We start from the raw sequence: 25,692 nt of genomic DNA, 5'->3' as shown, positions 1-25,692 counted from the left end.
TATTTAACGTTTCAAATATTGCCCCGGGGTACAGTTAAATACCTTTTTAAATGCGGTATTAAACGCCGAGCTGGACTCAAAACCCAGCTGCTCGGCTATCGTTTGTTGTGTGTAACCTGCTTCAATCATTTCAACAGCACGAAGGCCTCGGAGCTTCTGTTTCCATTGGCTAAAGTTCATAAAGAAACTTTTATGAAAAAGTCGGTTTAGTGTGCGTGTCGAAGCGCCAACCAGTTCGCCCCATTGTTCAAGGGTTTTATTACAACCAGGGTTTGCGTGCAGTTCAGAAATAATTGGCAATAAGCGGTCGTCTTGTGCGCTAGGCATAAAGAAACTACTGGATTGCGCACATTCTAATTGGTCAATAAATACTTGGGTAAATCGTAGCTTTTTATCATCAGGTTGATAGTTTGGTGGCCAGTTACACACTTCTAAAATCATCGCTTTAAGTAATTCATTCACATGGAGCAGTTTGGCCTCATTACCTAATACTTTTACATATTTTTCGTCAATATAAACACTTCTAAAATGCCCGCCATAACGACAAAAGGTCTCATGAGGAAGGTTGGGAGGGATCCACAAAGCTTGATCTGGGGGAATAACAAATTTACCCGCGGGCGTGTGCACACCTAACACCCCATCGCTGGTATAAGCGAGTTGCCCCCAAGTGTGTGAGTGAGTTTGCACATGCCGCCAAGGCGGCATTTCAGTGGCTCTTGGGTAGATAGGCTTGCCAAGGGCTTTTAGGTTAAAGCGTGTTTTAACACTCATCCAGCTCGAACTTGGCTGATTTGATAAATTATCTGTCATAACTTTGTATTTTGGTCACACTGTGCACAGCATACAATGTGCTTGCGTTTTAATCAAAGTGCTTATGTGAGGGAAAAGTGGAACAGAATAAACAGTGGCAATCACCGTTTGGATTTTTAACTATTGCAACCATTGTCATGGCGGTCACGTTTTCGGCGTGGAATGCCTTATTAAATAATTTTGCAGTAGAGGCGGCACAATTTAATGGTGCCAATATGGGCATGTTGCAGTCTCTTCGAGAAATACCAGGTTTGCTGGCTTTTACTGCAGTGTTTATTTTATTGGTATTAAAAGAGCAGACCTTTGCACTCATTAGTTTGTGTTTATTGTCGGTTGGTGTTGCGTTAACTGGGGTATTTCCGAGTGTTTATGGGCTATATGCCACTACCGTACTAATGTCGATTGGCTTTCACTACTTCGAAACTTTAAATCAATCTTTGAGTTTACAATGGTTTAGCAAAGATGAAGCACCACAAAAACTGGGTCAGTTGATGTCGATAAAATCCATGGCCTCATTGGCAACCTTTGCCCTAATTTGGCTAGGCGTAACCTTCTTTAGTACCGCCTATCAAGGGCTTTATTTATTCTTTGGTGGCATAGGTTTGTTACTAACTTTATTTATGATGGGCGCTTTTCCGCATTTTCCTGAGAGAAATGTGCAACATAAAAAGTTAATCGTGAGAAAAGAATATAGCTTGTATTACATTTTGCTGTTCTTTTCAGGCGCACGACGCCAGATCTTTATGGTCTTCGCGGGTTTCTTGATGGTTGAAAAGTTTGGGTTCGATGTGGCGCAAATAACCATGCTGTATATGTTCAATCACGTAATTAATATTTTTGCCGCGCCAATGATTGGTAAGATGATAGGTCGAATTGGTGAACAAAAAGCATTAACCATTGAATACGCGGGTTTAGTGTTGGTATTTGTCGGTTATGCGCTGGTGGAGTCGGCGGAGTTTGCTGCGGTGCTTTACGTGGTAGATCATTTGTTTTTTGCCATGGCCATAGCCCTTAAAACCTATTTTCAAAAAATTGCCCGACCTGAAGATATTGCCGCTACGGCCGGTGTGAGCTTTACCATAAATCACATTGCCGCGGTGATCATTCCTGCAAGCTTTGGGGTTGTATGGTTATACGATAGCTCACTGGTGTTTTACTTTGGTGCGGGTTTGGCTGCTTGCTCTTTAATTATGAGTCAGTTTATCGGCGGTCATTTGGCAAAGCATCAAGCTCAAAGTGAGCAAACAGCATAATTCTTTTAGCTTCGTACGCTCGTGTTGTCGTCAAGATGAGAGTACGTTAAATACTGCATCATTTTACATTTGTTCATAATCTGTAACGTTTCTGTCTGTCTATCATTGCTGCTCTGTGGTTATAATCGAGCCAAATGTTTATTCATAGGGAACGTTATGCATATCAAAGTGGACAACATCAGCAAGCATTACAAAGAAGTGACCGCCGTAAATGGGCTCAGCTTTGAAGTACAACAAGGTGAGGTATTTGCACTGCTTGGCCCCAATGGTGCCGGTAAATCATCTCTTGTGCGCATGCTTGTAGGCTTTACTCAGGCCGACGAAGGTCAAATCACAATTACAGTCAATGGTGAGCAATACACGTCTATTCCAGCTTCAGAATTAGGCTATTTGCCTGAAGATCGTGGGCTCTATTTAGAGAAATCTTTAGCACAGAACCTGATGTATTTTGCAACCCTACGTGGCGTTAATAAAAAAACAGCCAAAGAGCGCATTGATTATTGGCTCGAACGTTTTGATTTACTCGAGCGAAAAGACGATCAGCTTAAAAGCCTGTCTAAAGGCAACCAGCAAAAAGTACAGCTAATTAGTGCAGTGTTGCATAAACCACAATTGGTATTACTCGATGAGCCATTCTCAGGGCTCGATCCGGTGAACCAAGAAAAGGTCGTGTCGTTTTTAAAAGAATTAAAAGCGCAGAATATGACGGTTATTCTGAGCGCACACCAGATGTCGATGGTTGAAAAACTGGCTGACAGAATGTTACTGATGAATCACGGACAAAGTGTGTTGTATGGCACATTGGCAGACATTCAATCACAAGTTGGCGTGGGGAGTGCTTTGAAGGTGACATTCACCCACGCAGTGAATGGAATTGAAGCAAGCAATAAGCTGACGCAATTTGAAGTTGAGCAACTGAATGACACGACTTTGGCAATTCGTGCCGAGCGCGCAGATCAACTTAATCAATTATTAGCGCATTTACCTGAGTTAGGTGATATCGCGTTTATCGATAGCCAAAGAATGGATTTACACCAGCTTTACTTACACGCCATAGAAGCGGATCAAGCAGTACAAAAAGGAGAAGCCGCATGAGTCGATTAAATCAAACCCTGACTGTGGCTAAATGGGAGTTCATGCAATTCTTTAAATGGAAGCAAGAGCTTATTGGCAAATCAATTATGTTGCTTGTGGCGCTAGGTATGTATTTATGGCATAACCAAGTGCTTTATCAGCCTGAGCCGCAGCAAATCGTCTCTAATATTGAATTACAGGGTCTTCAATTAGACGATGACTTCGTGCTGAGAACAGAATCAAAATCGAACGATGTGCTTATTGCTGAAGTCAAAGCGGGCAATATTGACGGTGCGTTGATTTTCGCTTCACAGGCGTTACCACAAAAAGTGACTTTATATTCTCAAGGTAAAATGTCTTGGCAAAATGACTTGCAAGTCCAGTTAAACGACTATGCGCGTTCAAATGCTGCCGCTTCTTTAAACCTTGGCCCAACTCAACTGGCTTTACTTGAACAGCCACTTCAGTTTGAAACAAATTATCTTGATGAAGCAGTCAAAGACGCAATGCAGCAATCTTCAATTACCGCTAATGGTTTACTATTTTTGATGGTCATTGGTGTGTTTATGACTTTCGGCCAAGTGTTTGTTGCAATTACCGGCGAAAAGCAACAACGAGTAACCGAACAACTATACTCGTGTATTGATGCGAAGACGTGGATTGAAGGTAAAATCATCGGGCAGATGTTACATGCAGTGAAAGCTATGACGACAACAGCCATTACTGCATTATTGGGTTTTGCATTTGTACAGGTCATTTTGGAAGGTAGAGCGCTTGATTTCAGCATTTTCGACTTTACTGTTTTACCTTGGTTTATAGTGTTTGTACTCGTGGGCATTTATATGTGTACAGCATTTATAGCCGCTATTGCAGCTGCGATCGATGACCCGAACCACAGTGGTAAGTCAGCGTTTATGATGATCCCCCTGATCCCGATTGTGGCTGGTTTTATGATGATGGATAGTCCAAGTAGCTTGGCTGTGACTGTGTTAAGTTATTTTCCATTAACGGCATTTGTATTTATGCCAATGAAAATGGCGTTAATTGATGTGGCATTTTGGCAAGTAGCCATCGCCTTCATCAGCTCATTGCTTGGCTGTATTGTTATTCGCAATATGGCGGCACGCATGTTTAAGATGGGGATGACCATGTATGGTAAAGAGCCAGACTTCAAAACCATGATGAAATGGGCGATTGCAGTTAAATCTTAATCATTACTTTATAGTAAAAGGCTGAATTTATTCAGCCTTTTTTATTTGTGTTTCTTTATCTAATTTTTACTAACTCATAATCTATTTCATTCGAAATCAATCGGTTTTATCTAATTTAGGGACTAAAATAGAGGTATTTATCTGAAAATCATTATTTAGTAACAATTAGAGTCTTGGCTTGAAGAAAATATTCTACTATTGTTTTTAATAATATAAACAGCTAAAGAACGAATACCTATGTTTTTTAACTCAAGGAAAGAGCGCGAAATTTCTCAAGCGCTTCAAGTTAAACTTGATCTTCTCTCTCAAACACATGCATTTCTTGAAATAAACAGCTCAGGCACGATCGAAAATACCAGTGAGTACTTCTTATCAAAAACGGGTTACTCCTTGTTTGATGTAAAAAATCAGAACTATAAAGCGTTTTTTGATGCTGACTTAAATGAATTACAAAAAGCAGGCAATAATGAGCTTGTTCAAGTGAATTGCAATAATAATCAAGCAAAATGGTTTTCATTGAGTATCAGCTACAGCAATGAGAATTTAATTATCTTATCTTTAACTGATGTGGATGCTTACGAACAGCAAAGTGTTGATCAAAAAGGTCAGCTCGAAGCAATTGGGCGTTCTCAAGCTGTGATTGAGTTTGATTTGCAAGGATATATTCTCCATGCAAATGAAAATTTTCTTCATGTAATGGGCTACAGTTTAAATGAAGTAATAGGCCAACATCATAGTATGTTTGCAGAACCAGCGTTTGCTCAAAGTGCAGAATATGCCGACTTTTGGGCTGCGTTGAGCCGAGGTGAGTTTAGTTCTGGCGAATATAAGCGCTTAGGAAAAGGCGGAAAAGAAGTTTGGATACAGGCTACTTACAATCCTATTTTTGATAAAAACAATCAGCCTTTTAAAGTCGTTAAATATGCTTCTGACATCACTGAAAGTAAGCAGCAAGCTGCTGACTACCAAGGTCAACTAGATGCTATAAGTAAATCTCAGGCTGTTATAGAGTTTAACTTGGACGGTACCATCATTACGGCAAATGAAAATTTTCTTGCGGCGATGGGGTATGATTTAAATGAAATTCAGGGCAAACATCACAGCATGTTTGCTGAGCCAGATTATGCACAAAGTGAAGATTATCGCGTTTTTTGGGCGCAATTGAGCTCAGGCAAGTTTAGTTCTGGTGAATACAAGCGTCTGGCGAAAGGGGGCAGAGAAATTTGGATTCAGGCTTCATATAACCCGATTTTTGATTTAAATGGTCGGCCATTTAAAGTCGTTAAATATGCCTCAGATATCACTGAGCAAAAGTTGCAAAGTGCCAACTATGAAGGTCAATTACAAGCAATTAGTAAGTCTCAAGCTGTCATCGAATTTAATATGGATGGCACCATCATCACAGCCAACGATAATTTTTTAGCGACGACAGGGTATCAGCTTGAAGAGATCAAGGGGCAACATCACAGTATGTTTGCTGAGCCTGATTATGCAAGCAGTGTTGAATATAAGCAGTTTTGGCAAAAGTTAAACAATGGCGAATTTGACTCTGGCGAATATAAGCGTTTGGCAAAAGGTGGCCGAGAGATTTGGATCCAAGCGACTTACAACCCTATTTTTGATGCCAGTGGCAGAGTAATAAAAGTTGTTAAGTATGCCAGTGATATCACAGAGCAAAAGCAGCAAAGTGCAAACTTTGCAGGGCAATTGCAAGCGATTGACAAATCTCAAGCTGTGATAGAGTTTAATCTTGATGGCACCATCATTACTGCAAATGAGAATTTTCTGAAAACGACGGGGTATGCTTTAGATGAAATCCAAGGGCTGCACCACAGTATATTTGCAGAGCCTAAATATGCCAGAAGCGACGAGTATGCCCAGTTTTGGCAAAAGTTAAACCAAGGACTCTACGACAGTGGCGAATATAAACGTTTTGCCAAAGATGGCAGCGAAATTTGGATCCAAGCCTCATACAACCCAATCCTAGACAGTGAAGGACGGCCATATAAGGTTGTTAAATATGCGACTGACATTACAGAAAGAAAGTTAGCCATACGAAGTATTAAACAGGCAATTATCTCATTGGCTGACGGTAAACTTGCACAAAGCATTGATGAAGATTTAGGGTCAGAGTTTAATATTTTGAGAGATGCGATGAATGGTCTAATGCAAAACCTCAATAAAATGGTTATAGACATAACTCAAGCGTCGCAAATGGTAAATAATGGCGCGCAAAATATTGCATCAGGCAATGAAGAGTTAAGTCGTAGAACTGAGAGTCAGGCTGCAAGCCTAGAAGAAACGGCATCTACTATGGAAGAGCTTACCACCACAGTTCAGCAAAATGCCCGCAGTGCTGCTGATGTTTCGCTTCGTGCGGCTGATGCAATGCAAAGTGCTGAAGAGGGTGGTGAAACAGTATCTACTGCCGTAAACGCCATGTCAGACATTGAAAACTGCAGTAAGCGCATTTCGGACATTATTGGAGTGATTGATGAAATCGCTTTCCAAACGAACTTATTAGCCTTAAACGCCTCTGTGGAAGCGGCAAGAGCCGGAGAAGCGGGCCGAGGCTTTGCTGTAGTCGCGAGTGAAGTTCGTAACCTTGCTCAGCGCAGTGCCTCTGCGGCGAAAGAGATAAAAATTTTAATTAAAGATAGTAGTGAAGCGGTTCACAATGGCAGTGCTTTGGTTGCTGAGTCTGGTGTGAAATTTAAAGATCTTATCTTTGTTGTCGGTGACGTTAATAAAATGATTAGCGAAATAACGAAGGCAAGCCAAGAGCAGTCTGAAGCCATCTCTGCGGTATCATCAACCGTTGCACAGCTTGATAACCTTACGCAAAACAATATGCATTTGGTTGCCCAATCGACCAGTGCAAGTAAAGATATGCGTGAGCAGGCGAGCCATTTACTTGAACATGTGTCAAATTTTGAAACAGCTCAAAGTCAGCAACTGCTTACATCAAATTCAGCGTCTAAAAATTCTTATCTAATGAATACCCTCAGCGCATAAGCGAAAATTAATATAAAGAGAGAAGCAATTTCTCTCTTTATCTCTACTTCGTTTATTTGTTGCGTTTTGCTTAATTATTAAAGTTTGTCACGCAAACAGCTTACTGCTAAAATCCGCAAAAATTTTAATAACAAACAATGATATGGAAGTTTATTTAAACGACTATTTAGTCAATAGTAGCTTTTTAGTACTGTTTTTATTCACGGTGTTTGCTGCAAAATGGGTCTATAACTTTACGACACCATATTGCACTTTTTCGCAACTTATTGAGCAGAAAAATCGTTCTTTGGCAGTTTCAATTTCAGGTTATTTATTGGCTGTTACTATCATCTATTTATCGGTACTTAACGGTCCGACTGCTGGGCTCGTTACAGATCTGATTAATGTAGCAATTTATAGCACGTGTGGCATGTTATTACTTGTTTTGTCTCGTGTAATCAATGATAAATTTTTATTGCCTACTTTTTGTAATACAAAGCATTTAATTGAAAAACAAAATTTAGCGACAGGTTTTGTGCAAGCTGCGAGCTATATTAGCAGTGGTTTATTAATCGGAGGCGCTTTATCTGGAGAAGGCTCTTGGTCATCAGCCCTTGTTTTTTATGCACTAGGACAGTGTCTTTTAGTCGTTTTTGCGAAACTGTATGACATTATCACTCAATTCGATCTTCAGAGTGAGTTAAAAAACCAAAATCTTGCTGCTGGTATTAGTTTTTCTGCGACATTGATCGCGCTGGGTATCATTTTATTTCATGCAATTGCAGGTGAGTTTGTGTCGTGGCAACAAAGTCTGACTTTATTTGCAATCGATAGCGTGATTGCCTTTTTGTGCTTGCCTATCTTCAGATTAGCTTTTGATAAGCTTTTGCTACCCAGTATATCGCTCGATAAAGTAATTGCAGAAAATAATGTAGCTGTTGCGCTTATTGAGGGAGCGATGGTTATTGGTATTGCGTTGGCAATCTTAATTGCTCTTTAGGAGTTGCCATGTCTATCAATAAACTTTTTGTGATCTCTACGATCACATTTATCTATTGTTGGCTCATGATTGGTCATCTAGATTCACCTGAGAAAATTGAGCCTTTCGCTAGTGGCTCGACTTACTCTAAAAAGGATACACCCTATAAGTTTAGAGTGCCAAATGACGGGCAAATAATGCTTTTTGAAGTTAAAGGTTCAGTGGCAATGAACTCTTGGAAAAGTATTGATATAGAAATCTACGACGCACAGGGCAATTATATATTTGCTTATACAGATGAACTATGGGCTGAGTCAGGCAGAGATTCTGATGGTCGTTGGACGGAGTATCATACACACCTTGAATACAAGCAGCGTTTCCCAAGTAAAGGTGAATATGTTGCATATATTCATGATATGTCTTCTTCTAGAAATGCATACAGTAAATCTTCGTTTAACTTTCGTGTGCTTGCACTAAATGGAGATAGTCGAAAACTCAAAGTCATGTTATGGATAAGTGGAATTATAGCTGTGATCTGCCTGCTTATCATCATGCATCGTTATGAAAATGGCTATAGTAGCTTCAAAAGAAAACGAGCTCGACGGATCGCCAAAGAGGCTGCTCTAGGTATGCGCACTGAACCAATGCAAGTAAAGACCGCTATTCTACTTTTTGCAGTGCCAACATTTTTCTTAACATTATGGGCAATGCATGAAGATGATGCTGACATTGATTGGCTAAGTTACTCTCATGGTAAGCGTCATATCTATGTTGATAAGCAACTTCGTGAACACAGTTTAAAAAGTGCCCAGTTTAGAACTGGTTCAGGACGTGGTGGTAAATAGTGTTCCGAGAAAGCCATATTCTGCTTTTTAGCATTTTCATCGCTGGTTTATGCTCAATCATTTATGAGTTACTTATAGCGACAACTGGGGCTTATTTTTTGGGCGATAGCATCACCCAATTTTCTCTGACTATTGGTATTTACATGGCCTTTATGGGCGTCGGCTCGTATTTATCCCGCTGGGTGTCTGATACTAAGCTGCTTGGCTCATTTATAGGGTTTGAGTTGGTTCTGGCTTTAATAGGGGGCATGAGTGTCCCTATTCTTTATTTCTCTTACGCATTTGATTTGTCATTACAGTTATCTTCCGTGGTGTTAACAGCTCTTATAGGTATATTGATAGGCTTAGAAATTCCTTTGCTTAGTCGCTTAATGGAGAAGCATTACAACTTAAAAACCAATATTTCTAATGTTTTATCTATAGATTACTTCGGGGCCTTATTGGCAACCTTGTTATTTCCTTTCTTACTTTTACCTTGGCTAGGTGTATTTAAAACATCATTGGCTTTTGGCATGATGAATTTAACAATTGCACTTGCCTTACTTTGGTATTTTGCCGAGCATTTGAGCATTGCCCGCAAAAATGTTTTGCGACTGGCACTTACTTTGGTTTCATTGATTTTAGTAGGAACATTCATTTTCAGTAATGAGCTGAATAAGGTTTGGAATAATCGTGTTTATGAAGACCATGTCGTTCATTCAGAACAATCCCAGTATCAACAGCTGGTTCTGACGCGCTCCAAGAATGACATCCGTTTGTACCTTAATGGCGGTTTACAATTCTCATCGATCGATGAATACCGCTATCATGAGGCTTTGGTACATCCTGCTATGGCAAGGTTACATCAGCCAAAACAGGTCTTGCTCTTAGGAGGGGCTGATGGGTTGGCGGTGCGTGAACTGCTTAAGTATGACTCGATAGAGCAGGTTACCTTAGTCGACTTGGACCCAGCAGTTGCCAAGCTTGCTCGTGAGAATCACTATGTAAAAGCTCTAAACCAAGATTCACTCAACAGCACCAAAGTTGATGTAATTCATCAGGATGGTTTTGTTTATAGTGCCGAAGATAAAAAAGAATACGATCTAATCTTGATTGATTTACCTGATCCTAAAACAATCAGTTTGGCGAGATTATATAGTAAGCAATTCTACCAACAATTAAAGCGTCGACTTCATCCGCATGGTCTGATGGTGACTCAGGCAACCAGTCCTTTCTTTGCCAGAGATGCATTTTGGTCCATCCACAATACTGCGATTGCCGCTGGTTTTAATAGAGTGGCTCCATATCGTGTTAATGTCCCTTCTTTTGGAGAATGGGGCTTTATAATGGCTTGTAAGCATATGTGCCAACAACCAGTTAATCACGATATTGAAAGTCGTTTCTATAAAACAGAGCTAGAAGCCATGTTGTTTACTATTCCTCCTGATTTTGAGAATCAACAACAAGACATTACAACGCTCGATAACCCCAGTGTGCTCTATTATTACTTAAAAGGCTGGAAGTACTGGAATTAGCCACAGAATTTGCTTAATTGAAGTGCCTCATAGCTTCGTTAAGCAAATTTTATCTAAAATATTTTATGCTCCCATTCATCCCAAAAAATTAACCATTCACTTAATTTGTACGTGCCAATATTTAGTCGCTAAGTAAAATAAGCGTCAGTTAAACAATAGAAAACATTATGCGCACCATATAATTATCAGCTCAGTACTTTGTATGTAATGGTTACCTATGTTGGGCAGCTTTGTGTCGATAATTAGCTAAATACCGAATTATAAAAACAAAGGGCTAGTGTTACTCGTTCCATCTAAGCAAGATGAAGCATGGCCATCTTACAATATGGCGAATGAAGTGATGAAGTACCTAGAAGAGCAAGAGTATGAATACGCTTACGAGCATATCGCACTGGAGGGGAGTCACTATGACTTAGATAGACAAACCCTTAATCAGGTAAGGGCATTTTTAAAACAGCATTTAGTGGCTAGCTGTGGGCTGTAAAACTCAGGCATGAAACTTTATTGAGTTTTTCAAGGCTCAAGCATTGTTAATCTTTATATTCAAGTTTATGTTATAGGCACTGCCAATTGGCAGGGAATCTTTTCATAAGGATAATAAAATGAAATTAAAACTAAATAAGAAAAACCTAAAACAACTTAATAATGATAAGTCACTGGCTATGAACGCCACACCACAAGTAGCGGGTGGCGCTTTCACAGATAACGATACCGTGTGTGTACCGACGAATCATTGTGCTTGGTTAAACACTGATGCGTTCTTTGGCTGCCCTACAGGCCCTGGTTATTGTTTTAGTTCGCCTCAAGAGGCTTGTGTAGATACGCGTATTTAGTATCTCGTAGAAACATAAAGTTCTTGACTGAGGCCGGTACATATCGGCCTTTTTAAGTGATAGCTCTATCCTTTCTTGCTATGCCCCTTAGCATTGATTATTGTTCATCTAACTTAACTTATTTTTACGTTCTATGAAAACAGCCATTGTAGTAGGTGCGACAGGTCTTATTGGTCAAAGTCTCATTAAGCAACTTGCTGAGTGTGCAGGAATTGCACAGGTGATTGCTATTACGCGCAGAAAAATATGTTACGACAACCCTAAAATCAGTAACCAAGTTGTCGACTTTGCAAATCTAGACAATTTTAGTTGGTATTTCAAAGGTGATTTACTCTTCTCTTGCTTAGGCACCACAAAAAAGCAAGCGGGTTCTATTGAAGCTCAGCGTGTTGTTGACCTTGATTATCAGCTAAAGGCTGCTGAACTTGCTGCAGATAATGGTGTGTCTGAATACTTTTTAGTTTCTTCAAGTGGCGCTAACGCTAAAAGCAAGAGTGCGTATTTACAAATGAAAGGTGAGTTAGAAGACAAAGTGACCGGGCTAAACTTTCAACGTATCTGTATTTTTCAACCATCACTGTTACTTGGAGAGCGAGAAAGCTTTAGGTTTGGAGAAAAGCTTGGTAGTTGGATATTGCCTACACTATGCCACTTACCTTTACTAAAACGCTATAAGCCCGTTTACGGGGAGCAAGTTGCAACTAAAATGTGTCAAGAAAGTCTGAAGTTAAAAACAGGTGTGCAACGTTTTACCCTCGATGCGTGCTTTCCTGAACAAGCATAAGCTTTGTTGCTCAAGGAGAAACATGGCACTTTACTTATCAACGCAACGACTCAATTTAATTGAGTTAAATGCTGAAGCGGTATTTGATAACGCATTAATAGCTGCGATCCCAAGCATTTTGACAGAGACCGTTGTGGCAAGCCTGCCGCCTTACTTTCATGGCGTGAGGAATACCGCAGAAGCTAAATCTTGGTTAAGTCAAATGCGCTCAGAGAGCCGGTTGTTTTTAATTAAAGATAAAGGCGATGCATGTTTAGGTTTTGTATTTGTTAGTAATACAGACAAGGCTGAGAAACACATAGGCTACTTACTTGCGCAAGAATATTGGGGTAAAGGCCTTGCAAGTGAGCTATTGCATGCCTTTATAAAGCGCGCAGAGCAAATAGAGTCGTGGCGAAGCCTTGTTGGCGGGGTAGATAAAGGCAATCTTGCTTCTGCTAACTTACTGTTGAAATTGGGTTTTATACCTCAAGAAAATGAACATGAAAACGTCGAATTTTTTGAATATGTACTAAATAAGGGTTCATTAAATAGTGTTTAAGTGATTAAACTCAATGTGTTTTAAAAAAGGAATTTAAGGGAAGTTAAACAATGAAATGCCCAGCATGCGAAAATAATATAGGCTTTTTTTCAAAGGCCTTGAATAAGTGGGGTAAATATAAAACCTGTCCCCACTGTCAAACTAAAATAGAAGTGGCTATTAACTTGAAATTCTTAGTACTATGTATTATCCCATTAATTTTTCTCTTCATATTTGCCTTAAATCCGCTTGTATCGAAATTTGGCATGTTTTCAAGTGTGTTGATAGGCATTATCGCTGGAGTTTTTATAAGTTTTTCGTTAAAGCTTGAAAAGACAGAGTAGTTTAAAAGTTAGCTACTTAGTTTTTGAGTCACTTTCGGGTTCACTTTTTAAGGGGCCTATTTTTTGATCTTCAATGGTATTGACCTCTTCAGCAACTTGTTTGAAGCTTTTAATCGATTTTATTGCTTCAACATAAAAAATAGTGGCCTCTTTTGCTTTGTGGTCATAGGTGAATACATAATTCACACTGGTGCCCAATAAAGAAGTCTCAATGGACGCTTCTTGATCACTTAAAACAATAAGTACTCTCTCAGACTCACCAGCTTTAATATCATTTGCTTCTATTTTTGCAAATGCAAAAATATAAGCAATAACACATATAGACACAGCAGCGAGAGTAAATCGCAAGTTCGTTTTAGGGTTGTTTGGTGCCCAAAGCAATGCACTCAAAACTCGCATTCGCTTTGGCATTTGACCATCAGCATATTCCAGTTTTTTTCTGGCTCTAAAACGATTACCTATGTCAGCAATAACTAAAACCAAAATTACCGCGATATACGTAAATACGATATTTGGATTTTTGATCGGTGTAGCCAGCATATCTTCAAAAGAAACATATTTAACAATGCTGATCCCGAACTCACTATAAAACAGATGTAGGTAGGCCATACTGGTGAGTAATAAAACCAGATAACAGAAAGCGACGCTTATCCCTGTGGAAATACGGATGATTTTAAAGATCTCTTCAAATAAGTACATTTCAGAGAGTTGCTTAAATTTTTCCTTGTTATTATCAGAACTACTCAAATCTCATTTTCCTTGAATCACATATAAACTTACACTAATCGACAATAGCATTTTGCTTTGGGTTAGTCACTGCTCGACTGGCGCTCAGAAAGTTTGCGCTAGGTGAAAAGAATGTCTACTGATTGTCCAGCAAAAGATGTGAAGAAAGACCGCTTTCTCTATCTAAATTGACACTTAATCGACAAGGTTGGTTTTTCGAAAACACACCGGATTTAGCTTTAAAAGTGAGGTTTGGCTTGGTTTCTTCTGCGTGTTCAACAAATAGGTCTAAGTCGAGTTTAATATGCTCTATTTGCAAAAACGATAGCGGGAATAAGCTTAACAAAGGCGCCTCAATCAGGGCATGTGAGAGCGTTTTATCATCATTGGAAACTGGCATGCTTATGCGCACTGTTTTGGCCTCTAATTCCTCTTTTGAATTAATATTTAAGCGGTTCAGTAATGCATGGTATTTGTCTATTTCTGTGATTTTTTGTGCCTGGTAGAGCGCACTTATAAGCTGGTTTAAAATAGGATCTGCATCACTGATTTTTACTTTTGAGCTATTTAATGAGCTGGCCAAAACAATTACCCTGGGATCTGAGAACGTAGCGCACGTTCATATCCATCAACCAAATAACGTAAGCCATCAGGGGTTTCCATGGCGGCAATTTTTACTTCTAGTTTCGCTTTTCCGCCATTGCCTAAGTTGGCTCCTTCTGCGGCTAAATCTTGACTCTTCGCGGTGCGTTTTGGGAATGACACTTGTAAGTCTTCACCGTTTACGCTGAGCTCCAGTTCAGTGGCAAATTCCATCTCTTTGAGCTCAACCTGAGAGAGGGGAACTAGGGTGATCAAAGGCACATTCACAGTTTGAATACTTGCGCCATCCTTGGTAGTTTTTGGATATTGCACCGCGACCATACGTGGTTTCATTACCTGCACCGGAGGCTCTTCATTGAGTGTTTGTGCTTCAGTGCGCGAATTAATTGCAGCTTTTCGGCTATTACCTGATGCTGATTGTTCAGGCTCATCTTCAACAGGCTCAAAAAACTGGTCAATGAGGCCGAGGTTTTTTTGTATTAATGCTTCGCCCGCAGCGGCAGTGGCAGTGTGTATAGTTTGAACGAATTCTTGTAGGTTGATCATATGCAGGTCCAGTTAAAATTTTTCACACAATAGCGATTTAATCATCTCAAAACTCGGGCAGAACTCGGATCTCAAGGCGTAAAATTGCCTGAGTAGAAACCTGTTTTACACGATTGTTCAAATTTAAAAGCCTTTAACCTTATATGCTCATACATAACGAAAGGAAAATACCATGAGTGTAAATCAAGGGCCTGCGCTGCTGTCGATGGCGCAACAATTCAGCGGTTTGCCAATGAAAGACTTAATTGGCGGGCCATTAATGGCGGCTGCACAGGCCAACCATAAAATGGCGATGACGCAAGTACAGTTTATGTTAGATACTTGCTTTAATAAAAAGTCTGCACAGGGTGACGACGCAGGTAAAGAAGGTTCGCTTGAGCCGATTATGGTGACACTAAAACTCACTCGTCCAGTGCTAACAACCAGCAACAAAGAGGGTGACATTTCAACTAAGCAGTCATCGGTTGAGTCAGAAATTCATTTGCCATTACTGACCTTACTTCCTTTAAATGCGCTTGCGGTTGATGACGTGAACATTCATTTTAATATGGAAGTTAAATCGAGCTTTTCTCATGAGAAAAGCAATGAGCAAAGTCAGTCGGTCGGCGCAGAAGCATCGTTTACTCAGAAGCTGAATTACGGCTTAGGCTCTACAGAAGTCTCAGGCTCAGTGTCATATTCGAATGAAAGTAAAAATAGTGAGACTGAAAAATATAATAAGAGCAACAAAGCGACTTACGATGTCAAAGTACATGCAGGTCAGTTGCCTCTACCCGAAGGAGTTGGGGTGATCATTAAAGCGTATACAGACAACATTTCGCCTGTGATCATCAGTGGTGATGGTACTAAAGCCGATGCCTCAGGAGGTAAAAACAACTAATGAGTACAATAATTGATTGTCCATATTGTGAATCAGAAGGGCGTAAAAGCCCTATTGTGATTGAGCCTAATTTATTGCTGCAGGGTAAATCTTTTACATGTAGCTGCTGTAAGAGTGAGCTCTCTTTAAAGCCGCAAAGCGCGAATGTATTTGAACGTGGTTTAACAGCGTATCAAAACTATCAACATGTGACTGCGTCATTGCAAGATGCAGGTAACACACCGAGTTTGGCTTAATATCTATGCTACCGAGTATATGTCGGTAGCTGTAAGCTCATTTTTTAAATTCAACTATAACCCGACATGAAGTCGGTACTACCTAAGGTTATTTAGTCCCAAATAAAAATAAATTTCGGTAGCAGCGAATTTACTTCGCGTCTTATCAATACCACTCAGTTAAATATAACCCCCTGATTTTACAACTCATTCCACCGATTAAACACTTCTTTAAGACAACATACTAAGGCTGTTTCAAAACACATAAATTAGATTAAAGAGGATATTTATGAAACAGGTTTTATGGTCGTTGTTGTTTGTGACATGCGGGTTGTTCGCAGCAAAGATAAATGCAGAAGATCAGCAATTATGGGTGTCGGCAAATAAGACGCTTTTTAAACAAGGGAGGGTTTCAAGTTCATTTTACACCGAATTGAGAACTCAAAATGGAGTAGATGACTTGAGCGGTTTTTTTGCCGGGCCCAAGTTGAGTTACAAGCTTAACGAACATGTGAAAGTCGCTACAGCAGGTAAGTTCATTCGCTTGTATAACACCTCAGGTGATGACCAGTTACAACGCTTAGAATTAGAAGCATCGTTTTCATCAGGAAAACTCGCCAGTGGCTGGCACTTTGGTTTACGCAATCGCGTTGAATATATCGAAAAAGACAGCGAAACCAATGGTCGCTATCGCATCAGAGTAAGTGCAGATAAAGATACACCTTTCGTTCACATTAAGCGCTTTCATATTCGCCAAGAATGGATTTTAGATGAAGACTATCAGCTTACTGAATACCGTCTTGTGCCTTTTGCTTTCACTTTAAAAGATGCTTTGATGGGCGCGCAAGTCAGCTACTTGTTAAGACGAAAAAGTAAAACCGGAGAATACAGTCATGTATTAGGTTTGGCTTGGCAGTTTTAAGGAGTGAAGGCGATGTCTGTAAATACGGCACTGAATACATTGAAGTTAAATGGGCGTATTGCGGTGATTTATTCTGCTGATCCTGCACAAGTAGGTTCAGTGATCTATCGAAGTTATAACACTCGTAGTTGGAAAAGCTATCAAAAGGTGGCCAATGATATCAAGGAGGGTCTAGAGCAAGCAGGATTTAGTCATGTTATTTGCTTGGCCGATGATCAGCATTTAGCTAGGCAGTTAGCTGAAAATAAAATCGACTTTGCTTGGCTAAATACGGGGGGGATGCAAGGAGCTGATCCGTGTTGTCATGGTGCCGCGCTGTTAGAAAGCTTGGGGATCCCTTATGTTGGGCATACGCCGCTTAATGCCGCGCTTATGGATAATAAGTTTTTGTTTAAAAAGCTGTTACAGCAACTTGCTATTCCTACTGCGGAGTATGTGCTTTGGCATCCTGAAAAGCCAAATACGGCTGAAGAATTGGTGCTCAGGCATAACAAACTTCACTTCTTTGGCGATGCTAAACTCATTGTTAAACCTGTATCGGGGCGGGCATCTAACCATGTGCATTTAGTAAACTCTTTGCGCGAATTAAATGAGGTTTGTCAGCAGGTTTATTCACACACACAAAGTGCCGTTTTAATTGAGCAGTTTTTATCAGGAGACGAATATTGTGCTTCGGTGATCCCAACCATGGGGGAACTGGCTTCGCCCACTTGTTTTGGTATTTATCAGCGCAATTTAGGGCCAGGCAATCGTATATTTACGTCAATGGATATCAAGCCAATCGGTACGGACTCCATCATTACATTATCTGATGAGCAACAAGCGCACCTTAATGAGACGGTGACAGCTTATTGCAGAAAGCTCTTTTCTGTTTTGAACTTATATGGCTTGTTTAGGCTCGATTTGAGAATGGATTCAAAGGGACAGTTATGCGTTCTTGAAGCAAACCCCAAACCTGATCTAGGGGCTGTACATAATGGCACAGGCAGCTTAGTTGCAATGGGTTTACAAGAACTCAAAGTTTCGTACACCCAGTTTTTAGACTATTTAGTCCAAGTTAGTTTGAGCCATTTATCTTTGCATCGAACACCTAAATATCATGCGCTGTTAGCCCGTATAGGTGCGCCATGTCAGTAGAGCCAGAGGTTATGCATAACCCCGAAGAGCAACATGAGGCAGCAAATCGCATTGGGCTAATGTATTTGCTAAAGCAAACTGGGCAATTGCAAGTCACCTTATTATTGTGTGTTGCTGTGATAGTGTTCATTGCCGCGGGTGAAGCATACCGGGTTGCCCCAGAGTTGGTGCTTAAAAATATTTGTAATCAATCACATATCTTACGTCAGCAAATTAATCAGTCGCTCAGCTTAGGTATGCCGATTGAATACAAAGGGTTTGCACCGCAAGTACATACTTTTGCATTGCAAACCCAAGGGGTCGAACGGGCTGAAATAAAACCCATTTATGCGCAAGCTGACAGGCAAAACAGTGGTCTCATTCCCTTATCTTGCTCAGCAGCTCCAGGACAACTCGTTGAGCAAATCGACATTGATATTCTGGGACTAGTAATGCCTAAAGCAGCCTCACAGCAATATGTTTTGCAACTGCCATTGGCAACTAATACCGCTGATGTAGGGGTGCTTTCAATCGCCCTGACTGCGGGTATTTTCAATCAAGAAATCCATCAAGCATTTGGCAAGATTATCGATTCAATACCTTGGGTTTTCATCATTTTTACCTTTTTTGTGGCGGGGCTTTTCCAAAAACAAGCTAAGGCCAGCACCTTGAAGTGGGCGTTTTATTGTGTGTTTAGCTTACTTACTGTGCAATTGGTGATGACTTCTTTTTCTCTATATCAAACTAAAATTATTGGTCAAAGTGATGCGGTGCTTGATTTATTGTCGCAGCGTTTGAGTGCAGTGACCGATATGGGGTTTGATTTAGACCATCAGGTACGTGGTGTTGATGAGTTATTAGAGCCTTATCGGGTTAATAACAGTATTTTGCACAGTTTGAATGTGTTGAAGCTGGGTGAAGCATCAGGAACAGATAACAAAGAGGGGGTCATAACAAACTGCCGACAAATCGGGTTGTCTGATTATCAAGTGTGTAGTGAGGTGTTAAGAAACGACATTTATCAGAAATTGTGGAAGGCAGTTCGCAATATTTTCATTTTGTTAGCCGCTTTATTATTGATTTTAAATGTCTTAGTTGAAGCCGTAGTCAGCAGTCAGCGAAGCAGTAAAGTGAGCAATTCTGCTTTACCGAGTAGCTATCGAGCAATCAGAGCAATTTTTGTTTTGGGTGTTTTGCTTGAGTCGATCACCTTATCTTTTTTTCCTGCTTACTTAAGGCAAACACTGGCGCTTAGTAGTGGTGAATTACAGTTGATATTCAGTTTGTACTTCTTAGGTTTTGCTTGTGTCATGGTGCCTGCTGCAGTTTGGGTTAGGCGCTTTGGGGTTCAAACCATGCTGCGTTTGGCCTTGGTGGTAAATAGTCTGTCGTTGCTTGTGCTTGCCTATTTTGTTGAAGCTGAGTTACTTGCAATTGCGCGATTATTATCGGGTATGTCACAGGGGTTATTGGTGATCTGTGTGCAAAGTCAGTTTTTACGGATCGCACAATCTCACCCTCAGTTTTCAGCGAGTAATCAATTATTAATAGGTTTTTATATCGGGGCCATCGCTGGGGTGTCTGTAGGAGCGGTCGTGGTGCCAATTTTAGGCGTTTCAGGGGTATTTATGAGTGCAGCTGTCATTGGCGGCCTGACATTTCTTTATAGCTTGAATCAATCTATAGAGCTGGCAGTCGAAACAAGCGATGACGACGAAGTTAAACCTTCTGCAAGCAAGGGCCTACTAACAGATTTACTAATGATGTTTAAAGACAGGCAATTACAGCAGTGCTTGTTACTTATCGCTATCCCAATCAAAGCCATACATACCGGGGTGATCTTGATTTATATCCCAGTGCTTATCAACCAGCAGTTTGCAGACCCTAATATCGCTGGGCAAATTATTGCCTTGTATTTCTTCGCGATCCTAATTGCGACACATTTAGCTAAGCCCAATGCCAATAACCAATTACGAGCCATTAGTTTGAGTGTTTTGGGCGCCGGGTTAAGCATTATGCTCATAGCCAGTTTTGAGTGGGTGGCGCATACCTTAAGTCACTATGGGCCACTGCAAAGCTATCAAGAACTGTTGTCGGTGAGCGTTATTGTGATTGCGGTACTTATGGTGGGCTTTTTTCAGGGCACATTGGGCAGCCCATTGGTCGGGGTGATGCTGAATAGTCACTATGCTAAACAATTTGGCAGTGACATTACCGCGGCTAATTATCGATTTTTGGAGCGTATGGGGGCGGTATTGGGCCCCATTCTGACAGCGGTAATTTTGGTACAAGATAGTAATAGCAAAGTGAATACTAACTTATCTTTAGTGGGCTGTATTTTCATTGCTATGGGATTTGTTTTTTATATTTTTATGAGGTTAACATGTCAAAAGGACAAGTAATATTGACGCTGTTTTTCACAGTTTTTGTATGTGCGTTCAAAGCTCAGGCTTTTGAAGTGGGTTTCTGCGATAGAATGTTTATCGCTTATCAAAAGGTTGCGCCAGAGCACAATGGTTTAACTTGTAAAAAGCGTTTTGTAAAAAGCGCCAAAACAGGGCGATTGAAAGAGCAAGCGGAGTTAAATCGTTATTCCGATCCGCAATTTAAGATTTTGGTTTTATCACCCAAATGGTCCACCGCCTATGATATTTCTACGGCAGAGATTGCCCGTGATTTCAGAAACTCAGGCATAAAAGCCAATTTCACTTTGTTCAATTACGAAGGCAATGAAGTGGAAGCCGGAGCCATGGTTGCATGGGCGCAGTTAAAACAGTTCGACCTCATTTTTTCAATGGGCTCTAAGGCAACTGATTTTGTAAGTCGAAATTACAAAAATGGCGCCATTCCAGTTGTCAGTGCCTGTAGTAAAGATCCGATAGCCATGGGTTATGTCGATCCCGTGTTGATGAAAAGCCAAACAAACATTGCTTATACATCTTTGAACATTAATGTAGATACACAACTGGCCTATATCAAGTCTAAGTTTTTATCAGATCTCACCGACCTGGCAATTATTTATGATACCAATAACACCAGTTCAGTGGTGACACAGGTAAAACCGTTTTTAAGCCTCCAAGAGGCATATAAAGTAAAGGTGAGCGAAATTGGGGTTGATTTAAAAGACCCAAATCATAATCTTGAGCGCAAAATGCAAGAGTTTGTTGAACTTGAGAAATCAAACCAAGCCAAAGCCTTTTTGGTGACAGGTAGCTCTGAGCTTTATGACAATGTCGATCTGATTAACGTCTATGCGCAAAATGTGCCTGTGCTGAGTGTCACGCCGAGTCATGTTGAAGGTGGTGAGCGTAGTGTCTTTATGGCTATTGGTGTCAGTTTTGAAAGTAACGCCCGTTTGGCGGCAAACTATGCTAAACGTATTCTAATGCACAAAGGCAAGCCGGGGGAGTTACCAGTTGGTTTAGTAAAGGCACCTGATATTGCAATAAATTTGATGCGAAAGCCTGATGAAATCACTAGCCTGCCCATTAACTTTTTAGAAGATGCTCTGCATATTTTCAATAGCCAAGGAGAGCCGATGAAAGTTGGCGGCTTGATTATGTCTTCAACTCAGCTTTAAATAAATAGGGCGAACAGTTATGACAGAGCTCGAGGAAGCAATGGCAGAGCTGGAATTACTGGTGGCTTACATTTGTCGTCAAGGCTTGCAGCTTGACGGCAAGTTACTCAAAGACGTACTTAGAATTAAAACTGAGTTTAACGAACAAAAAACACTCTCAGAAGAAGATGAAGCGGCATTTTGGCAATACTTTAATGCACTAGTCAAACAAGTTGCGCCGGCCAGTGTGGTGAGTATTCGTGACAGTAATCCCAGTCACTCTTGGCAGGCACGTTTTCCTAAGCAATTCAAACAAGTACACCGTATTCCTTTATATTACGGGTTGTTAGTTTGTGCCATCATTATACTGACAGTGAGCTTACAAACTTATTATATGGTTGGTATTGGAGTAATTCATAAAACTCATGCGTTATTCGCAGAGCGAAATGAGTTTCGAGAAAAATTACAGGTACTAAGTTTAAACCCCTCACACAAAGCAAGCTCAGAGTGGCTAGCCATAAAGCGTAAAGAGCAAGAACTTGACCAGGAATTTGATGCTAACCGCACTTTGTTACTCAGATGGAATAAATATTGGCGATTGGGTTTTAGCCATGAAGTGACGATTTCTGAGTTTGATAAATTTAAATATCAGCAGAATAAAGCTAAGTTAACGGCACAATTAGACTTCATTACTGAGCAGCCACGAAGTCATGAAAGCGCTAAGCAAATTACACAGCTAAAAGATAAGATCTCGGAGTTAGATAAAGCTTTTGTGCTTCATCAAGCACGGCAAGCCTTTTTTGACTCACGGCTTTCGGCCGAATATGTGGTTAACTTATTGGCGAATTATATTTTACCCCTGCTGTATGGGCTATTAGGCGCATTAACTTTGGTATTGAGAAACCTACACCTTGACTTCAAGCGCGGTACGTTTTCCAAAAAACTCTGTTTAGATTACAACTTACGTATTTTGCTCGGTGGTGTTGCCGGTGTGTCTAGTAGTATGTTGATGGGGGAGGGCACAGGGGTACCACAAGGTAGTTATTCACCTATGCTGTTCGCGTTTGTTCTGGGCTACAACGTCGAAATTATGTTTGCATTGATGGATAACATTGCGAATCGATTAGGTGATAAAAAAGCCTGATTAGTCAGAGGGTTTCCCCAATTTATCGATTTTAATCTTGTTTAAAGTGTGATTCTTTAGCAGAAGAGTCACATTATGAGGCAATCCCTTTTTTCTTTAAAAATCAGCGCTAGACGGCATGGTATTAGTAACGTAGTTCAGTTACTTATAACCCTTAAACTGTTTATTTCTGGTGTCTTGTTTTCTATCCACAGCCAAGCTTATACGCCAAAAGATGATCAAGCTCTCACGATTGATGCATCAATGCTTTGGACCACACAGCAAAACACTAAGCAAGGACTTTCGAGCTCATTATTTTCGGCAAATATTGATCTTGGTCTGCAATTGAACACGCAACAATTAATTCAGCTTGGTATTGAGTACAGCCAAACGCCCGATGAGCAAGGACAAGCAATGTTCGCACTATTCGAAAGTAGTGCCGACGTGCTGACCACACAAGATGCTAATGAAGCAGGCAGAGCTCAAATTTCTACATTTTTTTGGCAAGACTCAGGTGCATTTCAACAGCCTAATAGCAATACAGACACCGAACTCACCATTGGTTTGTTAGATATCGAAGGCGGTGTCGATACAAATGGCATTGCGAATGACGAAAACACCCAGTTTTTACTGCCAGCTTTGGTGAATAACACCAGCATCTACACGCCAGACTACACCTTGGGCATACGCTATCTAAAACAGCCCAGCGAAAATGAGCCGGGATACACTTTGCTAGTGAGTCGAAGTGAGGGGTTGGCGGATAAACAAGGTAATTACGCTGATGTACTCACACAAGGTAATAGCCAACTGTTTATCGCCAGTGAAGTGAAATGGCGCGTTAACAACTCAGAAGTACATTTGGGTGCTTGGAAAAATCAGGCCGAAGCGGCAAAGGGTATGTACTCTGCCTTGCAATATCACCAACCAATAAGCACAGGCGAATTTGCTTTGTTGGTGAGAATGGGCTTTACCAAGCAACAGCAAAGTGACGCTGAAGCACAAAAAGATATTACTTCTCATGAATTTGAGCAAACACTCACCCATTCTACTCTGAGTGTGGCTTCAACATGGACGCAAAGTAACTGGCAGTTAGGCCTAGGAGTAGCGACTGAAAGGCAACAAGCATTTCAAGACTTTGAAGCACATCAAGGAGAGGCCTGGCTCAAATATACCTTGCATGACATGGTCTCTGTATCCGTATTCAATCAATGGCAGTGGCCAGATAAGCAAAGTAATAGGGTGCAAGCGAGACACTCAGGCTTACGGTTGTTTTTGCAATTTTAAGACAATGTTTAATGAGCCAGTTTCTGATCACCGCTTATATTCGCCACTCTTATGCGACCGATCTGCTCAGGCTACCTGAGCAGCATCCGCTGTATCGTAAACATGCGTGTTTGGTAGTAAGTGACTTAACCCATAAAACCTCTGCAGCGCATGGTTTTGGCTTTAACGGTTATATTAGAGAATCTATTCCGCGCAAAGGGAAAGTTATCTATAAGCAGCCACTTCTACTATCAAACAATGAAACTAAAATTGACGAGCTCTATCAGCATCTTACCAGCCGCTATGCACCAAATTACAGCATTGAGCATTATAATTGTGTTGATCACTTGTATTTTTGCTTAAAAGTAGTGGGAATACGCAGTAAATTATTGAATCACTTCAAATATGCCAATAGTAAATGGTATAAACAGCTTTAACGCGTTATTGTCGTATTGATATGAAATTATTAACTTAGCCTTAAAGGCTTTGTTTAATAAGGATATTAGCATGGCGATAGAATTTACTTATTTAGCTTATCATCCTCAGCATATCCCCCTGTTGGCAAAATGGTATTTTGATGAATGGGGCACCTATGTTGAAGATGGCTCGGTTGAATCGTTTCAAGACAAGTTGCAAGATTATTTAAACACGGACCGAGTACCACTTATTATTTTGGCTGTTGAAGGGCAAACCTTAGTGGGCGCGGTACAAATTAAGTACCGTGAAATGACTATTTACCCCGACAAAGAGTATTGGCTGGGTGGTGTGTATGTTAACCCAGACTACAGAGGTCAGCACATTGCATCTCAATTGGTTATGCATGCAGAAAAGTACGCCATTGAGCTCAAAATCAGCCTTCTACATTTGCAAACAGAGTCTTTGAATGGGGGTCTTTATGCCAAACTTGGCTGGGAAATTGAAACACAGGTGAATTACCGAGACGTTGATGTGGCTGTGATGTTTAAAAACTTTGGTACTTAATCAAATATTACATGCCATTACAGTCGTATTTACATTAACTTTTATACGTCTATTATATGTCACGGTTTTGGGCCAATAAGTTCTATAGCAAAAGTAAGGAATTATTTTGAAGAAGTTCACTTTAGGTATTGGTATTGTTTTACTCTCGTCATGTGCATCATTGGCTCCAGCAGATAAAAATGTTCAACGCGTATTTACATATGATTATGTGGTTCCAAGTGTTGAAAAGGATGAGCTTTGGACAAGAGCTAGAGATTATTTTGCAAAATCATTTGGTGATAGTCGTTCAGTGCTGAGAGTTCAAGATAAAGAATCAGCCACACTAATTGGAAAAGGTGCTGCAAGTTGGATGCTAGCCATGAATGTTTGTGCAAATGAGTATGACATTCAGTTTATGGCTAAAGATGGTAAGGCAAGGTTGCAATTAGAATTGATAGAAAGTGTACCAAGCTATAGTAACTGTCAAGGATGGGCATGGCCTTCTAAATCCGGTTATCAAGAAATAATAAAATCGTTTAATTCTTTTTCTACAGACTTAGAAACAGCTTTAAAGTCTCAATCTAGCTTTTCTGATTTCTAATATATCAAATACTGGGC

At 40.4% G+C, this 25,692-nt stretch carries 26 protein-coding genes; 22 read left to right on the top strand and 4 right to left on the bottom strand.

The genetic code is table 11. The annotated features are described in order from the left end of the window. Positions 1-3: 3 nt before the first annotated feature. Complete coding sequence (locus C1E24_RS09050; protein ID WP_138480679.1) at positions 4-810, bottom strand: AraC family transcriptional regulator; 807 nt, start codon at positions 808-810, stop codon at positions 4-6. Positions 811-887: 77 nt separating this feature from the next. On the opposite strand from C1E24_RS09050, the gene C1E24_RS09045 reads away from it, so the two are divergent. The 11 genes from C1E24_RS09045 (at position 888) to C1E24_RS08995 (ending at position 12,838) form a co-directional block, all read left to right on the top strand. Next, positions 888-2,063 (top strand): MFS transporter, encoded by a 1,176-nt coding sequence (locus tag C1E24_RS09045; protein WP_346765672.1) that lies wholly within the window; start codon positions 888-890, stop codon positions 2,061-2,063. A gap of 156 nt (positions 2,064-2,219) precedes the next feature. Then, entirely contained in the window at positions 2,220-3,158 is a 939-nt protein-coding gene (locus tag C1E24_RS09040) for an ABC transporter ATP-binding protein (protein WP_138480677.1), read from the top strand. Beyond that, positions 3,155-4,348 carry an ABC transporter permease gene (locus C1E24_RS09035; RefSeq protein ID WP_138480675.1) on the top strand — a complete coding sequence of 398 codons (1,194 nt, stop codon included), beginning with the start codon at positions 3,155-3,157 and terminating at the stop codon, positions 4,346-4,348. The genes C1E24_RS09040 and C1E24_RS09035 overlap by 4 nt, the downstream gene beginning before the upstream one ends. Positions 4,349-4,585: 237 nt before the next feature. Continuing rightward, the gene (locus tag C1E24_RS21170) at positions 4,586-7,363 is read left to right on the top strand and encodes a methyl-accepting chemotaxis protein (RefSeq protein WP_138480673.1); all 2,778 of its coding nucleotides are present in this window, start codon (positions 4,586-4,588) and stop codon (positions 7,361-7,363) included. Between the two features lie 142 nt (positions 7,364-7,505). Then, positions 7,506-8,342, top strand: coding sequence for a DUF350 domain-containing protein (locus tag C1E24_RS09025; RefSeq protein ID WP_138480671.1), 837 nt, complete (start codon positions 7,506-7,508; stop codon positions 8,340-8,342). An 8-nt stretch (positions 8,343-8,350) separates the two neighbouring features. Continuing rightward, positions 8,351-9,166: a hypothetical protein gene (locus C1E24_RS09020; protein ID WP_138480669.1), complete on the top strand. Its 816-nt coding sequence runs from the start codon at positions 8,351-8,353 to the stop codon at positions 9,164-9,166. Then, positions 9,166-10,680 (top strand): polyamine aminopropyltransferase, encoded by a 1,515-nt coding sequence (locus C1E24_RS09015; RefSeq protein ID WP_138480668.1) that lies wholly within the window; start codon positions 9,166-9,168, stop codon positions 10,678-10,680. The genes C1E24_RS09020 and C1E24_RS09015 overlap by 1 nt, the downstream gene beginning before the upstream one ends. A 277-nt stretch (positions 10,681-10,957) precedes the next feature. Further along, positions 10,958-11,164: a hypothetical protein gene (locus C1E24_RS09010; protein ID WP_171040842.1), complete on the top strand. Its 207-nt coding sequence runs from the start codon at positions 10,958-10,960 to the stop codon at positions 11,162-11,164. Positions 11,165-11,282: 118 nt separating this feature from the next. Continuing rightward, positions 11,283-11,513, top strand: a complete 231-nt coding sequence (locus tag C1E24_RS09005; RefSeq protein ID WP_138480666.1) for a hypothetical protein — start codon at positions 11,283-11,285, stop codon at positions 11,511-11,513. A gap of 133 nt (positions 11,514-11,646) precedes the next feature. Continuing rightward, the gene (locus tag C1E24_RS09000; RefSeq protein WP_138480665.1) at positions 11,647-12,297 is read left to right on the top strand and encodes an NAD-dependent epimerase/dehydratase family protein; all 651 of its coding nucleotides are present in this window, start codon (positions 11,647-11,649) and stop codon (positions 12,295-12,297) included. A gap of 22 nt (positions 12,298-12,319) precedes the next feature. Continuing rightward, on the top strand, positions 12,320-12,838 hold the full coding sequence (locus C1E24_RS08995) for a GNAT family N-acetyltransferase (protein WP_138480664.1): 519 nt from the start codon (positions 12,320-12,322) through the stop codon (positions 12,836-12,838). 335 nt (positions 12,839-13,173) lie between these two features. Here the strand turns inward: C1E24_RS08995 and C1E24_RS08990 are convergent, their stop codons facing one another. The 3 genes from C1E24_RS08990 to C1E24_RS08980 form a co-directional block, all read right to left on the bottom strand. Continuing rightward, positions 13,174-13,908, bottom strand: coding sequence for a hypothetical protein (locus tag C1E24_RS08990; RefSeq protein ID WP_138480663.1), 735 nt, complete (start codon positions 13,906-13,908; stop codon positions 13,174-13,176). A gap of 115 nt (positions 13,909-14,023) precedes the next feature. Further along, positions 14,024-14,470: a DUF2589 domain-containing protein gene (locus tag C1E24_RS08985; protein ID WP_171040839.1), complete on the bottom strand. Its 447-nt coding sequence runs from the start codon at positions 14,468-14,470 to the stop codon at positions 14,024-14,026. Positions 14,471-14,475: 5 nt separating this feature from the next. Then, positions 14,476-15,036, bottom strand: coding sequence for a DUF2589 domain-containing protein (locus tag C1E24_RS08980; protein ID WP_138480659.1), 561 nt, complete (start codon positions 15,034-15,036; stop codon positions 14,476-14,478). A 172-nt stretch (positions 15,037-15,208) separates the two neighbouring features. Between C1E24_RS08980 and C1E24_RS08975 the strand changes: the two genes are divergently transcribed. The 11 genes from C1E24_RS08975 (at position 15,209) to C1E24_RS08925 (ending at position 25,675) form a co-directional block, all read left to right on the top strand. Next, the gene (locus C1E24_RS08975) at positions 15,209-15,916 is read left to right on the top strand and encodes a DUF2589 domain-containing protein (protein WP_206078127.1); all 708 of its coding nucleotides are present in this window, start codon (positions 15,209-15,211) and stop codon (positions 15,914-15,916) included. Next, a complete protein-coding gene (locus tag C1E24_RS08970; protein WP_138480657.1) occupies positions 15,916-16,152 on the top strand; it encodes a hypothetical protein in 237 nt (78 codons plus the stop codon). The genes C1E24_RS08975 and C1E24_RS08970 overlap by 1 nt, the downstream gene beginning before the upstream one ends. 268 nt (positions 16,153-16,420) lie before the next feature. Next, positions 16,421-17,053 carry a DUF2490 domain-containing protein gene (locus tag C1E24_RS08965; protein ID WP_138480655.1) on the top strand — a complete coding sequence of 211 codons (633 nt, stop codon included), beginning with the start codon at positions 16,421-16,423 and terminating at the stop codon, positions 17,051-17,053. 12 nt (positions 17,054-17,065) lie between these two features. Then, the gene (locus C1E24_RS08960; RefSeq protein WP_138480653.1) at positions 17,066-18,190 is read left to right on the top strand and encodes an ATP-grasp domain-containing protein; all 1,125 of its coding nucleotides are present in this window, start codon (positions 17,066-17,068) and stop codon (positions 18,188-18,190) included. Further along, positions 18,181-20,571, top strand: a complete 2,391-nt coding sequence (locus tag C1E24_RS08955) for an MFS transporter (protein WP_138480651.1) — start codon at positions 18,181-18,183, stop codon at positions 20,569-20,571. The genes C1E24_RS08960 and C1E24_RS08955 overlap by 10 nt, the downstream gene beginning before the upstream one ends. Then, on the top strand, positions 20,553-21,749 hold the full coding sequence (locus C1E24_RS08950) for an ABC transporter substrate-binding protein (protein WP_138480649.1): 1,197 nt from the start codon (positions 20,553-20,555) through the stop codon (positions 21,747-21,749). The genes C1E24_RS08955 and C1E24_RS08950 overlap by 19 nt, the downstream gene beginning before the upstream one ends. A gap of 19 nt (positions 21,750-21,768) precedes the next feature. Beyond that, positions 21,769-22,872, top strand: a complete 1,104-nt coding sequence (locus C1E24_RS08945; protein WP_138480647.1) for a hypothetical protein — start codon at positions 21,769-21,771, stop codon at positions 22,870-22,872. A 75-nt stretch (positions 22,873-22,947) separates the two neighbouring features. Beyond that, complete coding sequence (locus C1E24_RS08940) at positions 22,948-24,135, top strand: hypothetical protein (RefSeq protein WP_138480645.1); 1,188 nt, start codon at positions 22,948-22,950, stop codon at positions 24,133-24,135. Between the two features lie 11 nt (positions 24,136-24,146). After that, positions 24,147-24,551 carry a hypothetical protein gene (locus C1E24_RS08935; protein WP_138480644.1) on the top strand — a complete coding sequence of 135 codons (405 nt, stop codon included), beginning with the start codon at positions 24,147-24,149 and terminating at the stop codon, positions 24,549-24,551. Positions 24,552-24,621: 70 nt separating this feature from the next. Continuing rightward, on the top strand, positions 24,622-25,095 hold the full coding sequence (locus C1E24_RS08930; RefSeq protein ID WP_346765671.1) for a GNAT family N-acetyltransferase: 474 nt from the start codon (positions 24,622-24,624) through the stop codon (positions 25,093-25,095). Between the two features lie 106 nt (positions 25,096-25,201). Continuing rightward, positions 25,202-25,675 (top strand): DUF4468 domain-containing protein, encoded by a 474-nt coding sequence (locus C1E24_RS08925; RefSeq protein WP_171040837.1) that lies wholly within the window; start codon positions 25,202-25,204, stop codon positions 25,673-25,675. Positions 25,676-25,692 lie beyond the last annotated feature (17 nt).

It is taken from the genome of Pseudoalteromonas phenolica (assembly GCF_005876835.1).
GTDB classification, from domain to species: domain Bacteria; phylum Pseudomonadota; class Gammaproteobacteria; order Enterobacterales; family Alteromonadaceae; genus Pseudoalteromonas; species Pseudoalteromonas phenolica_B.
This window is presented reverse-complemented; position numbering and strand designations above follow the sequence as displayed.

Coding starts and splice junctions, on each gene's coding strand:
- C1E24_RS08960 (WP_138480653.1), top strand. CDS start 17,066: ATGTCTGTAAATACGGCACTGAATACATTGAAGTTAAATGGGCGTATT.
- C1E24_RS09035 (WP_138480675.1), top strand. CDS start 3,155: ATGAGTCGATTAAATCAAACCCTGACTGTGGCTAAATGGGAGTTCATG.
- C1E24_RS09005 (WP_138480666.1), top strand. CDS start 11,283: ATGAAATTAAAACTAAATAAGAAAAACCTAAAACAACTTAATAATGAT.
- C1E24_RS08945 (WP_138480647.1), top strand. CDS start 21,769: ATGACAGAGCTCGAGGAAGCAATGGCAGAGCTGGAATTACTGGTGGCT.
- C1E24_RS09040 (WP_138480677.1), top strand. CDS start 2,220: ATGCATATCAAAGTGGACAACATCAGCAAGCATTACAAAGAAGTGACC.
- C1E24_RS09050 (WP_138480679.1), bottom strand. CDS start 810: ATGACAGATAATTTATCAAATCAGCCAAGTTCGAGCTGGATGAGTGTT.
- C1E24_RS08995 (WP_138480664.1), top strand. CDS start 12,320: ATGGCACTTTACTTATCAACGCAACGACTCAATTTAATTGAGTTAAAT.
- C1E24_RS08940 (WP_138480645.1), top strand. CDS start 22,948: ATGAGGCAATCCCTTTTTTCTTTAAAAATCAGCGCTAGACGGCATGGT.
- C1E24_RS08970 (WP_138480657.1), top strand. CDS start 15,916: ATGAGTACAATAATTGATTGTCCATATTGTGAATCAGAAGGGCGTAAA.
- C1E24_RS21170 (WP_138480673.1), top strand. CDS start 4,586: ATGTTTTTTAACTCAAGGAAAGAGCGCGAAATTTCTCAAGCGCTTCAA.
- C1E24_RS09025 (WP_138480671.1), top strand. CDS start 7,506: ATGGAAGTTTATTTAAACGACTATTTAGTCAATAGTAGCTTTTTAGTA.
- C1E24_RS08930 (WP_346765671.1), top strand. CDS start 24,622: ATGGCGATAGAATTTACTTATTTAGCTTATCATCCTCAGCATATCCCC.
- C1E24_RS09020 (WP_138480669.1), top strand. CDS start 8,351: ATGTCTATCAATAAACTTTTTGTGATCTCTACGATCACATTTATCTAT.
- C1E24_RS08980 (WP_138480659.1), bottom strand. CDS start 15,036: ATGATCAACCTACAAGAATTCGTTCAAACTATACACACTGCCACTGCC.
- C1E24_RS08975 (WP_206078127.1), top strand. CDS start 15,209: ATGAGTGTAAATCAAGGGCCTGCGCTGCTGTCGATGGCGCAACAATTC.
- C1E24_RS08965 (WP_138480655.1), top strand. CDS start 16,421: ATGAAACAGGTTTTATGGTCGTTGTTGTTTGTGACATGCGGGTTGTTC.
- C1E24_RS09000 (WP_138480665.1), top strand. CDS start 11,647: ATGAAAACAGCCATTGTAGTAGGTGCGACAGGTCTTATTGGTCAAAGT.
- C1E24_RS08950 (WP_138480649.1), top strand. CDS start 20,553: ATGTCAAAAGGACAAGTAATATTGACGCTGTTTTTCACAGTTTTTGTA.
- C1E24_RS08955 (WP_138480651.1), top strand. CDS start 18,181: ATGTCAGTAGAGCCAGAGGTTATGCATAACCCCGAAGAGCAACATGAG.
- C1E24_RS08935 (WP_138480644.1), top strand. CDS start 24,147: ATGAGCCAGTTTCTGATCACCGCTTATATTCGCCACTCTTATGCGACC.